At 62.3% G+C, this 14617-nt stretch carries 10 protein-coding genes and 6 pseudogenes; 10 read left to right on the forward strand and 6 right to left on the reverse strand.

What is annotated here, in order from left to right; all coding sequences use genetic code 11:
* The first annotated feature begins 1362 nt into the window (after nt 1–1362).
* The 8 genes and pseudogenes from ACZYHG_RS35295 to ACZYHG_RS35330 all read left to right on the forward strand — a co-directional run bounded on the left by ACZYHG_RS35295 (nt 1363) and on the right by ACZYHG_RS35330 (nt 8081).
* Entirely contained in the window at nt 1363–4554 is a 3192-nt protein-coding gene (locus ACZYHG_RS35295) for a WD40/YVTN/BNR-like repeat-containing protein (RefSeq protein ID WP_464615010.1), read from the forward strand.
* A gap of 342 nt (nt 4555–4896) precedes the next feature.
* Complete coding sequence (locus ACZYHG_RS35300) at nt 4897–5091, forward strand: hypothetical protein (RefSeq protein ID WP_464615011.1); 195 nt, start codon at nt 4897–4899, stop codon at nt 5089–5091.
* Between the two features lie 39 nt (nt 5092–5130).
* Nucleotides 5131–5877: a penicillin acylase family protein gene (locus ACZYHG_RS35305; RefSeq protein ID WP_464615012.1), complete on the forward strand. Its 747-nt coding sequence runs from the start codon at nt 5131–5133 to the stop codon at nt 5875–5877.
* Complete coding sequence (locus ACZYHG_RS35310; RefSeq protein WP_464615013.1) at nt 5834–6133, forward strand: hypothetical protein; 300 nt, start codon at nt 5834–5836, stop codon at nt 6131–6133. The genes ACZYHG_RS35305 and ACZYHG_RS35310 overlap by 44 nt, the downstream gene beginning before the upstream one ends.
* Nucleotides 6134–6463: 330 nt before the next feature.
* Nucleotides 6464–6754, forward strand: a pseudogene (locus ACZYHG_RS35315) (integrase core domain-containing protein); the annotation flags it as partial.
* 60 nt (nt 6755–6814) lie between these two features.
* Nucleotides 6815–7072, forward strand: a complete 258-nt coding sequence (locus tag ACZYHG_RS35320) for a hypothetical protein (RefSeq protein WP_464615014.1) — start codon at nt 6815–6817, stop codon at nt 7070–7072.
* Nucleotides 7056–7413 (forward strand): annotated as a pseudogene (gene tnpB / locus ACZYHG_RS35325) (IS66 family insertion sequence element accessory protein TnpB). The gene ACZYHG_RS35320 and the pseudogene tnpB overlap by 17 nt, the downstream one beginning before the upstream one ends.
* Before the next feature lie 209 nt (nt 7414–7622).
* A complete protein-coding gene (locus ACZYHG_RS35330) occupies nt 7623–8081 on the forward strand; it encodes an IS66 family transposase zinc-finger binding domain-containing protein (protein WP_464615015.1) in 459 nt (152 codons plus the stop codon).
* Here the strand turns inward: ACZYHG_RS35330 and ACZYHG_RS35335 are convergent.
* The 5 genes and pseudogenes from ACZYHG_RS35335 to istA (ACZYHG_RS35355) form a co-directional block, all read right to left on the reverse strand.
* Nucleotides 7979–8227, reverse strand: a pseudogene (locus ACZYHG_RS35335) (IS21 family transposase); the annotation flags it as partial. The gene ACZYHG_RS35330 and the pseudogene ACZYHG_RS35335 overlap by 103 nt on opposite strands.
* A gap of 109 nt (nt 8228–8336) precedes the next feature.
* Nucleotides 8337–8558 carry a hypothetical protein gene (locus ACZYHG_RS35340; protein WP_183459435.1) on the reverse strand — a complete coding sequence of 74 codons (222 nt, stop codon included), beginning with the start codon at nt 8556–8558 and terminating at the stop codon, nt 8337–8339.
* Entirely contained in the window at nt 8555–9328 is a 774-nt protein-coding gene (gene istB, locus ACZYHG_RS35345; protein ID WP_183465277.1) for an IS21-like element helper ATPase IstB, read from the reverse strand. Before istB ends, ACZYHG_RS35340 begins: the two co-directional genes overlap by 4 nt.
* Nucleotides 9321–10822: pseudogene (gene istA / locus ACZYHG_RS35350) on the reverse strand (IS21 family transposase). Before istA (ACZYHG_RS35350) ends, istB begins: the two are co-directional and overlap by 8 nt.
* Nucleotides 10823–11675: 853 nt before the next feature.
* Nucleotides 11676–12454 (reverse strand): annotated as a pseudogene (istA, locus tag ACZYHG_RS35355) (IS21 family transposase); the annotation flags it as partial.
* Between the two features lie 181 nt (nt 12455–12635).
* On the opposite strand from istA (ACZYHG_RS35355), the gene ACZYHG_RS35360 reads away from it, so the two are divergent.
* Both ACZYHG_RS35360 and ACZYHG_RS35365 read left to right on the forward strand, forming a co-directional pair.
* Nucleotides 12636–12845: an aminopeptidase P family N-terminal domain-containing protein gene (locus ACZYHG_RS35360; RefSeq protein WP_464615016.1), complete on the forward strand. Its 210-nt coding sequence runs from the start codon at nt 12636–12638 to the stop codon at nt 12843–12845.
* A gap of 164 nt (nt 12846–13009) precedes the next feature.
* Nucleotides 13010–13258: a hypothetical protein gene (locus ACZYHG_RS35365; protein ID WP_464615017.1), complete on the forward strand. Its 249-nt coding sequence runs from the start codon at nt 13010–13012 to the stop codon at nt 13256–13258.
* A 319-nt stretch (nt 13259–13577) separates the two neighbouring features.
* Here ACZYHG_RS35365 and ACZYHG_RS35370 read toward each other — a convergent pair.
* Nucleotides 13578–14349: pseudogene (locus ACZYHG_RS35370) on the reverse strand (IS5 family transposase).
* Between the last annotated feature and the right edge of the window lie 268 nt (nt 14350–14617).

The raw sequence follows: 14617 nt of genomic DNA on the forward strand, positions 1-14617 counted from the left end.
GACGATCATTTCGGGCCGCATCGCAGGCGGTCATGGCCAGTTGGCAGATCAATGGCGGCGTCCGACGATGAAATGTTTGATTGGAACTCAATGGAAAAGGGGTTCGCTGCGCAAGGCCACAGGCTGCCGCCGCTGTCCGGTCGCCAGGCGACCAAGACGTGAGCGCTGCGCGCCCTGCCGGTGTCCTCCCCACCGGCAGGGCGACGTTTTCAGGGCCTTGGATGGGAACGCTTGCAGCGCGTCCATGATGAAGGGGTTAGAAGGATAGTGAGTGACTGTATATCCGAATTGCACATCGGGCTTCCGTATCTCCGGTGGAGAGCTACTGCCGCCCCGCACGTTAGCGGAAGTGCTTCGGACCAACCATTCGACCTTGGCCGCTGCATTTTCGCACTTGGCGGACCGTCTCGCTTTCGCCGCTCGAACAGAATGGCGGTGGCGAGCGGTCGCCGGGGGGTTGCATGACAGCGATGACCTTTTGCCGCCGATCAGTCCAATCAGGCTTTCTCCGGGTCGCCGAACGAAAGAGCCCGCGAGCGATGACGAAAGCCCATCCGATACTGTTTCCACACCGCGCCCGCGATCTCCATGACGCCTGGAACTCCGGCGGGCCGGTGTGTGTGCGCCGCCCATCTTCAGCACGGCGAATCCTGGAAGGGTCCAAACAACTCGTTTGCGTGGACAGGCCGTTCGTCTGCGGAATCGTCCCATCACGCGGTTCCATCTCTGCACGATCCCGCCCTGGGCAATCATACAAACGCAGGTTCTCTCTAAAGGCGCAAAGGGAACGCAGGAGTCCGATACTTTTCTCTACGAAATTGCGGAAAATAAGCAATTGAAGGCGGGATAATTCCAGTCGAGGTACACGAGTTCATTTCGGCGGCACAGCTTATGGGCGGCAGCCATCGAACTGACTCCACCAAGAGGCATTCAGTTGTGGAATTCATGCGGCAGAAAATGTTTCGGTGTGGTGGGGGCGGGCAGCCTCACCAAGGCGGCGACGAGATTGCCTGCAGCGGAACCGCACTAACAAGAACGTCACGTACACTTTCTAGCGCAGTTACAATCGGGATGCCAGCTGCAGTCGCTCGCGCCATGATTGCCGAGCATCTGTCAGTCGGCCACGCGATGGCTGCCCGAATTGCACATAAGTATCTTTGAAGAAACCAGTGGCGCCATCGAAGAATGGATGGCAGCCGGTCATTAGAACTTGGGATATGCAAGCTGAATTTGGCAAGTGGCGGACCATCAATATCGGTGACCCAAGGTGAATTGACAGCGGCGTTCATATCGGGTCTGGCGCTCTCGCGACGTTTTCAGAGCCTCAGGCACTAATAACATCATTTGCGAGCAGGTAGTGCGATGTCGACGCAGATCCGTGTCAGTGACCCGAAGAGCCTCGAAGCCCTCAAATGGCGCTGCATCGGACCGGCCAGAGGCGGCCGCGTTGTGGCGGTCGCGGGCGACCCCACCGACCCGATGGTGTTCTATTTCGGCGCCTGCGCGGGCGGGGTGTGGAAGACGATCGACGGCGGTCTTTATTGGCGCTGCGTATCGGACGGTTTTTTCACGAGCGCCAGCGTCGGCGCGCTCGCGGTTGCGCCCTCCGACTCGAATGTCATCTATGCCGGTACGGGCGAGACAACGATCCGCGTCGACGTCTCTTACGGCGATGGCGTCTATAGGTCGACGGATGCCGGCCGCAGTTGGGTTCATCTGGGGCTGAAAGAGACCCGCCACATCGGCAAGATCTGCATACATCCGTTCGATTCGGACATCGTCTTTGTCGCGGCGCTGGGCGACGCGTTCGGGTCAAATGAGGAAAGGGGCGTGTTCCGCTCCAAGGACGGCGGCAAGACTTGGCAGAAGGTCCTCTACCGCAATCCCGACGCCGGCGCCGTCGATATTTCGATGGATCCCAGCAATCCGCGCATCGTCTTTGCCACGACTTGGCAGACGCGGCGTAGTTTCTGGAACCTGAACAGCGGTGGGCCGGGGAGCGGACTCTTCCGGTCGCTTGACGGCGGCGACACCTGGGAGGAGCTGTCCGGTGGCAATGGCCTACCGGGCGGGGTGCTCGGCAAGCTTGGCGTCTCCGTCTCGCAGGCGCAGCGCGGGCGCGTCTACGCGCTCATCGAGGCGGAGGGCGACAAGATCGGGCTCTACCGCACTGACGATTACGGAGACCGCTGGGTCCATGTCTCGCAAAACCGCGATCTGATCCATCGCCCCTGGTACTACACCCACGTCTTCGCCGACACCGGACATGCCGATACGGTCTACGTGAACAACTTGCAGATGTGGAAGTCGACCGATGGCGGGGCGAGCTTCACCGATTTGACGACGCCTTACAGCGACAACCACGATCTCTGGATCGACCCGGCCAATCCCAAGCGGATGATCGAAGGCAACGACGGCGGCGCCTGCGTCACCTTCAATGGCGGCAGAACCTGGTCGTCGATCTACAATCAGATGACGGCGCAGTTCTATCGCCTCGACGTTGACGACCGGCATCCCTATCGGGTCTACGCCACCCAGCAGGACAACACCGCGATCTCAGTCCCGAGCGCCTCGGAAACGGGCGTCATCACCCTGGGCGACTGCACCTATCCGGGGACCGGCGAGAGCGGCTTCATCGCCGTCGATCCCGAGGATCCCGACATCGTCTATTGCGGCGCGACGGGCTCGAGCCCAGGCGACTGTGGAGCTCTGCAACGCTATGACCACCGTACTCGGCAGATCCGCCTCGTCAGTGTCTGGCCAGAAAAAACGAGCGGTATGGCGCCGAAGAACATGCGTTACCGCTTCGCCTGGACTTTCCCGATTGCCTTCTCGCCGCATGATTCGAAGACTCTCTATGTCGGAGGCAACCACGCCTTCCGCAGCCGCGACGAAGGATCGAGCTGGACCGCGATCTCGCCCGATCTCAGCCTTAACGATCCGGCTCGGCAGGATTACTCGGGCGGCGTCTTGACCCGCGACAACTCGGGCGCCGAGGTGCATGCGACGTGCGCCTCGGTCGTGGAATCCAGGCACCGCAAGGGGGAGATCTGGGCGTCTACCGATGACGGCCTCGTCCATGTGACGCGGAACGACGGGGCCGAGTGGAGGGACGTCACGCCCGAAGCCATGCCGGAGCTCGCCTATGTCGGCTGCGTCGAAATCTCGTCGCATGTCCCCGATACCGTTTATGTAGCGGCCACGCGCTACAAGCTCGCCGACTATCAACCCTATCTCTTCCGCACCAAGGATGGCGGCAAGAGTTGGCAGTCAATCAATGGCAACTTCCCGAACGGCGAAATCACCCGTGTTGTGCGTGCCGACCCGGTGCGGCCGGGCCTGCTCTTCGTCGGCACCGAGACGGCAGTCTTCTTCAGTCTCGACGACGGCGCGCACTGGTCGCGCATGGCCGGCGGCTTGCCTGTGGTGCCGGTGTACGATCTCAAGATCAAGGGAAGCGATCTGGTCGCCGGCACCCATGGCCGGTCCTTCTGGATCCTCGACGACATTACGCCTTTGCGCGAGTTGACCGCAGACCAGAAGGACGCGAGGCTGATGAGCCCGCGCCCCACGGTCCGGACCAAGCTCCGTTACGGAGCCCGGAAAGGCTCCAAGGCCGGCATGAGCTACAGCCCGGCTTTCGGCATCGGCGCCGGCACAGAGGGCGTGGAGCTGGGGGGTGGACGGAGCGATCGCCACTATCTCGACTGCGGTGAGAATCCGCCGAACGGAGCGATCGTTTATTATTGGCTGCCCGAGGATGCGGAGGGCCCGGTGAAGCTCACTTTCCAGGACGCCACGGGAAAGATCATCGTCGCCTTCTCGAGCGCCGACAAGGACGCGTCCTTCGATAGGAAGCCGGGCACGAGGGCCGGCCTCAACCGGTTCGTCTGGGATATGAACCATCCGGGACCGTCCAAGCTCGACAAATCGCTGATAACCCGGAAGTACGAGCCTCTCGCGATGGAGGACGAGGATCCGAGCGGCCCTGCGGTGGTGCCCGGCAGCTACAAGGTTGAGCTGCAGGCGGACGGAAAGAGCCAGACGGCCGGCCTCACCGTCGTCAAAGATCCCCGCATAGCCACGACCGACAAGGACTTCGCAGAGCAGTTCGCGCTCTTACAAGAGCTGTTCGGCAAGCTGTCATCGCTCAATCAGGCGGTCAATCGCATCCGGCTCCTAAAGCGTCAACTCGCGGATCTGCGGAAGCGGCTGGGCGGCAGTGACAAATCGCTTGGCGAGCGCACGCAGGCACTGTTCGGGCGGCTCGAGGCGATCGAGGGAACGCTGGTCGACATCAAGCGGGAGACACCGCGCGACCGCGACGACCGTAATGCTGCTGGCTTGCATGATAAGCTGATCGACCTCGTCAACGTGGTCGAAATCGGCGACGCGGCGCCGACCCTGCAGGCCCGTCAGGTTTCCGATGAGATCATGTCGAAGGTCGACAGCGAGATCAAAAAGCTGGACGAGGTCGTGAAGGACGAGGTCAATGGGCTAAATGTCGCGCTCAAGAGCGCCGGCGTCGATCTGCTCGGAACCTGCAAGGCCTAGTTGTGGCGCGAGGTTCAATTTGGCTCAGTGAGCATCGCACAAAAGGAGACAGGCTTGGATTTCATCGAGCAGATTTTCGGCGTAGCTCCGGATGGGGGCGATTGTACGACCGAAATGCTATACATCGCGATTGCGCTTGCCGTCAGACCGATGATGGTTGCCCGCCGCTGGCTTCATCGACGTGTCGCGGAGCGGTGCCGCCAGGCTCTTTTGTCGAGATGGCGTCCGGCGTGCGGGTTCCTTCCGACCGCGAGCTGCTGACGTCCGCGCCAGAGCCAGCGGGAGCCGGGCGTACGGGTGATGGATCCCAATTGTGATCGACAGAAAAATGGAGGGACGAACATGTTTTCACTAACCCAGGCGATCGGAATAAGCGGCGTGGCGAAGCGCGAGCTGGTGCCCTTTACGATCGCGTTCGTTATCGCTGAGATGTTCTACAAGCTTGGTAGCTTCGCCTTAGAATGCTTGGCATTTCTCGCCACCTGGTATTTGCTGAGCTACATTTTCGACAGGCTGGTTGGTCGGGGTCGCAACTGACGTTGAGGCGGGTAGAGCCTATTTCGTTCCGAGCCGGGGATGACTTCCTTCGAATCCCACATCGCGCCGTGCGGCGGCATCGACGCCGGCAGTCGAATTGGTCGCACCGGCCGCGATATTCGATGCAGAAAAAGGCTTCGGCATTCCGACCCCCGGAGCGCATTTTGGCGCAATACGCAACGAGTCTCGGCCTTCCTCAGGGCAGAGGGCACGCCGGCAGTTGTCTCGCCGGCCTGGCCGCGCCGTCTAGATCAATCACGCCGGCAATGGACCGGAGCAGACTGGTTCCCCATGGTTTTGACGAATAGACTTGCAAATCCCTCAAAGCAAAGGATCGAACTCAGCGGCCTCAACGAACGGGACGAGATCGCCATCGATCGATGGGGGCTGGCCCACATCCGCGCCAACGGCCTGGACGATCTCTTTCTCACGCAGGGCTACAACGCCGCGCGGGATCGCCTGTGGCAGATCGATCTTTGGCGCAAGCGAGGACTTGGGCTGCTGGCGGCCGATTTCGGCCCCGGGTTCCTGGAGCAAGATCGCGCCTCGCGGCTTTTCCTCTACCGCGGAGACATGGCAGTCGAATGGGCGGCGTATTCGCCTGACGTCGAGGCGATTTGCGAAGCGTTTGTCGCCGGCATCAACGCCTATGGTGGAACGCGTGGAGCGTGGTCAGGAAAAGCTTCCGCCGGAGTTCGGGAAGCTCGGTACACGTCCGTCGCGCTGGAAGGCCGAAGACGTCGTGCGCGTACGCAGCCATTGCCTGACGCGCAATGCAATCTCTGAAGTTCTGCGGGCGAATGTGTTGGCGCGAGTGGGAACGAAGGCGGATGCCCTGCGCAAGCAGCTCGAGCCTGAGGTGATGCCTGTAACCGATCCCGATCTCGCGCTGTCGGACATTCCCCTTGCCGTCATCGATGTCTTAACGCTGGCGACCGCCTCCGTCACCTTCAGCGACGGCAGCAGCATTGCCTGTCGCCTCGATTCATCGTGGGTGAGTTCCTTCCTGGCGAACTCCTCGAGCTTATTGCGCAGCATTTGAACGCGGCCAAGCTTGACGATCTCGGCATCAAGCAACGACACGACCTCGGCGGCTACGCGGTGTATGTCCATTCCGATAATACGCACGGTTCCCTCCATCGTTGGTCACGAACAGGGAGCGAGCGGGCAACACGACAAATACGGATCCGCGCTCGCAGCGCATCTGGGCGAGTCGTAGGGGCGGCCAGAAAACGTGCTCGAACTCGCAGTTCATCTGCATACGACGGCCTGCCCGCACTTGCGTGCTCCCGGTGCCCCGTGGCCCGGATGCGCCAAGCTTAACGAACCTGACGACCGAACAAACGATGGCACCAAGAACATCATGCCGGATAACGGCTTCATCGAGACCTTCAACGGCCGCCTGCGGGACGAACTCCTGAACGAGACGCTGTTTACCTCGCTGGCCCAGGCGCGCGTGGCGATCGACCTGTGGCGCTCCGACTACAACACCGCCCGCCCGCATTCCCAGATTGCCTGGCAGACACCGAACGAGTTCGCCAGCACCTTCATGCCGCGACGGTCGCTCGCGCTGCGCTATGCCAACGGCTACGCGCCAGCTGCCGTCGCTTCACCCGCCCAGCAGGGCAAAACCACCGCCGGAAACGAACTCAGAACCGGATAGAAACTGGGGGCAACGTCAGCGCCGCGCTAGGTTTCGGCGACAGCGCGGCGCTACGGCATCTTGCGCCCGTTGCTGATCCGATGGCGACGGTCGTTTCGCCCCGAGCGGAAGGAAGCCGCCGAACAACAAATTGGCTTCGTGCCGGCGATGGTCATCCCGGAAGCGGAGGCGACGGTGCCTGCGCCGATCGGTTTGCCCGGCTGCGGGTCGATCGAGATCGAGTTTGCGACCGGGACGCGGATGCGGATCACGGGCGCGGTCGACGCGGCGACGCTGACGGCAGCGGTCGAGGCCTTGTCCGATGGAAGGCGGCGATGATCCCCGTCCGTCGGGCGTGCGGGTGTGGATTGCGACCGGCCAAACCGACATGCGCCGCGGCATGAACTCGCTGGCCTTGCAGGTGCAGGAAGCCCTCAAGCGCGATCATGGCGGCGACCTCTACTCGTTCCGCGGGAAGAGCGGCAAGCTGATCAAGATTCTCTGGCACGATGGCCTCGGCAATGTCGCTCTACGCCGAACGGCTGGAACGTGGTCGGTTCGTTTGGCCATCATCGGCCGACGGCACGGTGGTGATTACGCCGGCCCAGCTCGGTTACATGCCTAAAGGCATTGATTGGCGCAATCCGCTTCACACCTGGCGACCATCGGCGGCATGCTGAGCTGGTCGAAGCCTGACTGCGACGCGTTGACTCACGTCGCTGGATGAGGCCGGCGAATCGCTTGGATTGTGATCCAGTCGCGTCATGGCGACCGCGGCTGATCCGCTTCCCGACAACAAAGACGCCCTCAAGGTGGCCTTGATCGAGGCGCGCGCCAAGCTTGCCGGCGCCGAGACGATGATCGAGCACTGCAATTTGTGATCGCCAAGATGAAGCGCGAGAAGTCTGGCCCGCGCTCGGAGCGCAGCCAGCGCCTGCTCGATCAATTGGAGCTGCAGCTCGAGGAACTGGCCGCGGCTGTGGGCGAGGACGCCGTCAAGGCGGAGAGCGCCGCCGTGCAGGTTCAAGGCTTCACGCGGGGCAAGGCAACGCGGCGGAACTTCCCCGAGCATCTGCCGCGCCGGTGCGTCGTCCACCCTGCACAGAGCTGCTGCCCCTGCTGCGGCAGCACCATGCTCTCGAAGATCGGCGAAGACATCACCGAGATGCTCGACGTCGTGCCGGGGCAATGGTTCGTGACCGAGCATGTGCGGGAGAAGTTCAGCTGCCGGGCATGCGAGAAGATCTCGCAGCCGCGCTCGTGCGCCATGGCGAGAAGCTCGACCATGGTGCGGCAGGCCTGCCGCTCAGGCAGTCGCTTTATGAGCATGTCGAAGGTTCGCCGGTAGGCCTCGCGGGGGAAGAGCTGGTCACGATAGACGAGGTTGAGCAGCGCCATCGGCTTGCGGCGCAGCGAATGGATGACATGCCGATAATTGACGACCTGGTCGTGCTTGCCGGTTGAAGAGGCGCGCCCGCGCGGCAGCGTCATGAGCTGTTGATGGCTTTTCAAAAGCGCGGCTAAACGACGACAAGAGTTTGGTGCTTGTGGACGGAACAAAAAGGCGGCCTTCGCAGGCCGCCGAGTGTCGAGGATGTGTGCTTCAGAGCGAGGACGGGGCTTTTTCGATATCGCTGTGATTGGTCGGTGTTCGTTGCTGCTCCTGGATAAGTTCCTGGAGTTGGACGCCGTAGTGCGACCAGATGCTATCGGCGAGATCGTTGAGGAGCTCGAAGACAGCGAGCGCCTGTTCGGGTGTCCATTCGGGATTGATGAGGAAGTGGATTCCACGACTGAGGCCGGACGGTTGAGGATCTGGTTTCATGCCGCGGGCACCTTTTCGCCGGAGGAGCGGCTGGTGCGTTTTTCGCGCTGTGCCTTTGATCGCTCGGCCGCTTCCTTGAAGCGATAGGAATCGCCTTCGATGGAGATCACCTCGGATCGGTGCATGAGGCGGTCGACGAGGCTGACGACGCAGGCGGCATTGGGAAAGACCTCCGACCAATCAGCGAAGGGTCTGTTGGTGGTGATGATGGTTGAGCGTTTTTCGTAGCGCCGGCTGATGAGCTCGAACAGCAGGTCCGCATGACGGTTCGAGTAGGACAGATACCCGACCTCGTCGATCGCAAGAACGTCGGCGGCGGCGTAGTGGTGAAGCCGTCGGCGCAAGGCTGCATCGCTGTCGAGGGCGGCGAGTTCGCCGAGCATCTCGCTGGCGGTTCGGAAGAGGACGGTGTGACCGCAGATGAGCGCCTGGTGAGCGACATTGCGAGCAAGTGTCGATTTCCCGACGCCGTTGGGGCCGATAAAGACGATGTTGGCGGCATCGTTCATGAAGGACAGGGTCATCAGATCCTCGACGGCGGCGCGGTCGATGCGGCGCGGCCAGTGCCAGTCATAATCGGACAGTTGCTTGAAGTGGCCGAGCCTGGCGGCACGCATGCGTCGCCGCATCGAACGGTCGGAGCGCTCCTCTTCTTCCCATTGAAGGACGGCGGCCAGCCAGTCCGCGTCAGCGATTTCGTCCCAATGGGTGATCAGGCCATTGAGGCGCAACGCCTTGGCCCGGTTGAGCAGGATGTCGGGATTATTCATCATCTTTGCCTCCAAGGGTCAGTTGGTCGTAGCTGTCGAGGCGATGCGGCCGTACCGTCGTATCCTTGCGCCGCACGTGTTCGGGCAGGCTCGTTTCGACCGGCGGCGGAGCACCACGGGCGACCCGGCGGCGTTCCAGTACGTCGCGAACCGACCTCGAATGGGAGGCGCCGGCGTGCAAAGCTTTCTCGACGGCGGCCTGCAGTTCCTGCGCGCCGTACAGGTCAAGCAGTTTCAGCATCGCGTTTGTGATCGCACCGATATTGGAGCCACGCTCGGCGGCCCGGATCATCAGGGTCTGGCAGGCCGGCACGGCGCGCGTCAGGCTGTTGAGGCCGCGATGCTGGCGCGCCTCGCGCTTGATTGCGACGAGAGCCTTGAGGTGCTGAGGGTCCTCGATCTGCTGGTCACGATCATAGCTGCGACGGTGACTGGCGATCATCTTTGCGCCGTCGAAGACGCGGACCAGGCCGAGATCGGCGCGCACGCTGAGCGTGCGCCGGACATGAGCATGCGGTACCGAGTAATCGTTGAGGTCGAAGCGCACATAGGGCGTTTTGCCAACCTTGGCGGCGACCTGCTCCTCGACGGGGTATGGGTTGGCGGGCAGCGGCAGAAGCAGTGGCTGCTCTTGCGCAAACGCCTGGCGGACCGTCATCGCCCGGTCCTCGGGGCATGGCCGGTCGGCTGCCTGGTTGCGGCACCACTGTTCGGCCTGGGCATTCAGATCGTCGAGATCGGTGAACTTGCGGGCGATGAAGAATGCTTCCCTTATATGCCGTATGGCGCGCTCGACGCGGCCTTTTTCGTTGCCCCGGGCAACCGCCACAGGACGTGGCTCGAACCGATAGAAGCCGGCGAAGGCAAGCAGCGTCGGATGGAAGCGGATCGCATCGCCCTGGCGCTCGAGCACCGCACTCTTGAGATTGTCGTAGAGCAGGACCCTGGGCAGCCCGCACCATGTGTTGTACGCGCCGACATGACCGCGCAGGAAGTTTTCCATGCGCGCGCGTCGAGGAAGAAGCGCAGGTAGATGTCGCGTGAGTAGGAAAGCACCATCACGAACGCCATCAGCGGCCGGCGGGCGTTGCCGATCTCGATGTGACCGAAGTGGGCCCAGTCGACCTGTCCCTGCTCGCCCGGCAATGTGCGTAGCCGCAGGAACGCCTCGGCCGGCTTGCGGGGACGGTGCAGGGCAACCAGGTGCCGAAAGTGCGTCGGCAAGCCCCGGTAGCCGCGCTCGCGCACCATCGCATAAAGGCGGCTGGCGGTCAGCGAGGGGAACTTTTCCAGCGTCTGCTCAATGAATGGAAGATACGGTTCAATGATTGAGGCTCTCTACAGCGGCTTGTGCCGGGGCAATCCCGCCTGGGCCAGAACGCGATGCACCGTCGTGTGATGGACATGCAATTGCCTGGCGATGGTGCCGCAGCGCCACTTCTCGGCGTGATACAGGCGCAGGATCTGCGCTTCCAGTTCGGGGCTGATGGTCATGATGCGGGCTCTCCGTCTGCGTAGTCAGCTTCACGGGCATAACGAGCCCCCCGGCGACGCACGAAGCCGGTGCGAACGAACGGCGACAGTCGACAGTCGCAGCGCCGACAGCACGGCGTGGGCATGACCGATGTCGTCGCCCGCCCGACGACGTCAGCAAAAGCAGCGACGACATCGTTCGAGGGACTGACCAGTAGTGAACCGGCAGGAGATGCAGGTGGAGAATGATGCGTCACTTTATTGTGCCGAGCCCGATATCGTCGGGCCCGGACCGCATGAGCCAGGCGTCCACGGCGGCTGCGCTGATAACGTCGCCCCGCCTCGCGCACACTCTCGCGGCGGGCAGCACGGGCGCAGACCTCCCCGCAGTAGCGCTGTCCCCGGTCGCAGCTGCGGCAGATCGTTACCTGCGAACGGCAGTGGCCGCACAGAAAGAAGCGGCCCGTGAGCATCCGCGACGGTCCTTTCGGAGCGCCGCTGGGAGTTCGGGGAAAAGGTCGACGGAATGCGCTGACAATGCGATAATGCAGGTCGCGCACCGTCAGTGGAGCGTGACACCGAGCCCGGACTTGCCAGTTGAGATCGGTGCTACGCCGGATTGTTTCTGCGGCGCTGATTACCCGCAGATACCACAAGGCAGGCGCATGGCGGGGTACGTCGAAAGCCGCCTCAGGGCGCCTGGAGACGTGCCCCGCGTCTACCGCCTTCTCAACCTCACGTGATCAGCACCGCGCCGCAAAGGCGGCCGCCCGCTACAGCGCTAGTTGAAGAGCGCGCGGGCGACCGCCTTTGCTCTTTCCAGCGCTTCAGCTCGTGTCGTCGTTTGTCAGCGGGTTTCGACCGTCTTCGACACGTCATTGATCGCCCGCTTGAGATGGCCGTGCGGGCCTTCGACGGAGCCGTTCTCATGCGCAATGCCGCGATTGTTGCGGGAAGGGATCATGCCGTAGTGGCCGCACAGTTCGTCGTAGCGGCGCGTCAGGTCCTCCCGGGCGTCCTTGTCAAGGTTGCGGAATGCCGCCGAGAGGCTGTCGCTGCGATGCTCGCGGGGAGCCCCGCCAAGCTACCACAGCGCGTTCTGCAGGCCTTCCGCCAGAGCGACGAAACTCTCGCCGCCGAGCACGACATGCCCATGCTCGAAGCCGGAATAGGCGAGCCGGAAATGGTAGAGCCGGTGATCGAGTGGTCCGCGATCGTGACGCCGGCGGCGGCCATGTCGGTGAAATCCGACAATCCCATGCGCCCGGGTACGTGAACCTGCCGGAAAATGACCTCCTGTTCCTCGCTATGGACGGCGCGCCAGGCTCGGACCCGGCGCTCGATCGTGCGGCGAATGCCGGCTCCAAGCTCGGGATGACGCCGGATCATCTCGTCGAAGATGGCGATCGCCCGAATGCCCGGAGCTGCCCTCAGCATGGGCACGACCTCGGCTTCGAAAATATCGGCGAGAGGGTCGGCACGGCGCCGTTGCCGCGGCGCCTTCTTTTGTGACGGCAGTCTCGAATCCTTCTCGATGCGATAGGCCGTGGCCGTGCTGATCGACGCCTTCGCCGCCGCGACGGCCGTCGTATTGGTCTGCCGGAACTTCATGAAAAGCCTCATCTGGTGATCGGTTACGTGGCGGCCGGGCACAAAGTGATTCCTCCCCAACAGGAAAAACCACCGGCATACCCGGTCGACCGTGATCACCAGACGAAAGTCCCCGAAAAAGGAACGCGCCGCCGGCGGATTGAAACTCCAGTCGGGCTATGCCCTCCCTGCGTTCCAATCCGCCGGCATTCTCATCCTGATTGACGCTGCGCTCTCACGTTGATTGCCGCGCCGCACCGAGTTCGAAAAACTCAGGAAGGTGATGGACGAGAAGGGCCTGGATGTCCTCCTCGTTACGTTCACTCCCAACGTGAGCTACCTGAGCGGCTACCAAAGTTTCGGCTCGGGCTGGTATTCGTGCATGGTACTGCCTCGCGAAGGTGAGCCCATACTCCATATGCACGGGTTGGAGATCGGGCCCGTCGTCGCCTGACCTATACCAGCGCACAATCCGTCGGCCGATCGCAACCGCGTGACGCCTACAGCCCGTTCATTGCAAGGCAGCTTCGTGACGCAGCCCGCGGCGACATCGCCAAGATTTTCAGGCGGATCGGGAAGCCGCTCGATGATGACGATGGCGATGCCAATCTCCGCAGAGTGACCGGCGAAGCGAACGCCCGGATTGTTGCCTCCGGCAGGCTCAGCAGCGGGGACCGTGCCTTCAAGAGCCTCTATTTCATGAGGCTGCGCCGCGGTCTCCCGGTCTCGACCTTGGCCGAGGATCTACACGCGCGCTTTCATCTGCGCGCCCTCGACATTCCGCCCCTCCTGACCTTCCTTTCTCTGGAGACTGGCCTGGAGATCGAATGCTGCAAGGCTTTAACGATTCGACTGTCGCGCAAGTAGACACAGCGGATTGTCGTCTGCAAGCGAATGGAACGTCTGCGATTTGTGGAAAAGCGCATTCTTTGTTATGATCATGCCTCGCTGAGTAGACGCCATGGGCGAGCGGCGAGGGTGTGCATCTTTCGGCGCTGTTAGAACCAACTCGTCAGCCATGTCGCAGTCTTTTGACCCAGCCGGTCCCTTAGCGCTCTCGAACAGCATACACGATCGCCGCCGAGCGATGACTAGGCCCGGCGCCGTCACCGCGAGCGCCCTGGTATCGTCGACGCGCGGTTCGGCAGATTTCAAATCCGGCCGTCATTTTTCCGCGTGGCTCGGACTAGGCTTCGTGGACAAAGGGCAGCCATAGTTTGATTGAGGCGAGCGCCACGAAGCCAAGATAGGATTCCTTGGTCTTGTCGTAGCGTGTGGCAATACGGCGCCAATTCTTCAGCTTGTTAAACAGGCGTTCGACGAGGTTGCGCCAACGGTATTTCTCGCGATCATGCGGGATGGGGGCGCGGCGGTTGCTTTTGGCGGGGATGACCGCTTGGACGCCGGCTTTGGCGATCTCTTCGCGGATAGCGTCGGAGTCATAACCCTTGTCCGCCAGGAGCGCCTCGATACGGTCGGCGATCATTCGAAACAGCGGGCCGAAGCCTTGAATATCATGCGCCTGGCCAGGTGTCAGGACGAAGCCGAGAGGTCGGCCTTTTCCGTCGCACCGCGCATGGAGTTTGGTGGTGAAGCCGCCGCGCGATCGGCCAAGCGCCTCAGTTTCCTGAGTCCCCTTTTATGCCGACTGCACAATGATGTGCCCGGACAACGGTGCTATCGATCATGTCGGCGGTGGCATCGCGTTCCACCATCTCGGCGAGCGTTTCGAGCAGCGCATCGAACACCCCCGTCGCGACCCATCGCCGGTATCGGCGGAAGACGCTGTTCCACTTGCCATATTCATCAGGCAGATGACGCCATTGCGCCCCGGTTCGGGCCATCCACATCATGCCTTCGAAATAGCGCCGATTATCCTGCGCCGGACGGCACCCTCGACCCCGCTCTGCTGGCAGCAGCGGCCCGATCAGTGCCCATTCCTCGTCCGATACACCAATCCGCTCGCCCAACGCTGCCTCCAAAAGACAGCCTTGAATCAGCGACCGAGTCTAGCGTCAAGCTTTGTCCACGAAGCCTAGTGCAAAGCAGCATTCCACGGGAGCAAGGAGCGACTAGGCTCGATCAGCAAGCGAGCGAATGGCAATCTGCGCAAGCTGCTGATCGGGCCGAGTTGCTCCATTGTGCGCTGGAGAGGGTGCGCCTGGCTTTAGCTGGCCAAGCTGAGGGACCGTCGGCCAGCCAATATCGCCGCTGTGGCCATCGCAA

The organism is Mesorhizobium subarcticum (genome assembly GCF_055456085.1).

What these genes read in the sequence shown, in the direction of transcription:
- ACZYHG_RS35330 (WP_464615015.1), top strand. Translation starts at nt 7,623, where the DNA reads ATGAAGCGCGAGAAGTCTGGCCCGCGCTCGGAGCGCAGCCAGCGCCTG.
- ACZYHG_RS35305 (WP_464615012.1), top strand. Translation starts at nt 5,131, where the DNA reads ATGACTTCCTTCGAATCCCACATCGCGCCGTGCGGCGGCATCGACGCC.
- ACZYHG_RS35340 (WP_183459435.1), bottom strand. Translation starts at nt 8,558, where the DNA reads ATGAAACCAGATCCTCAACCGTCCGGCCTCAGTCGTGGAATCCACTTC.
- ACZYHG_RS35295 (WP_464615010.1), top strand. Translation starts at nt 1,363, where the DNA reads ATGTCGACGCAGATCCGTGTCAGTGACCCGAAGAGCCTCGAAGCCCTC.
- ACZYHG_RS35300 (WP_464615011.1), top strand. Translation starts at nt 4,897, where the DNA reads ATGTTTTCACTAACCCAGGCGATCGGAATAAGCGGCGTGGCGAAGCGC.
- istB (WP_183465277.1), bottom strand. Translation starts at nt 9,328, where the DNA reads ATGAATAATCCCGACATCCTGCTCAACCGGGCCAAGGCGTTGCGCCTC.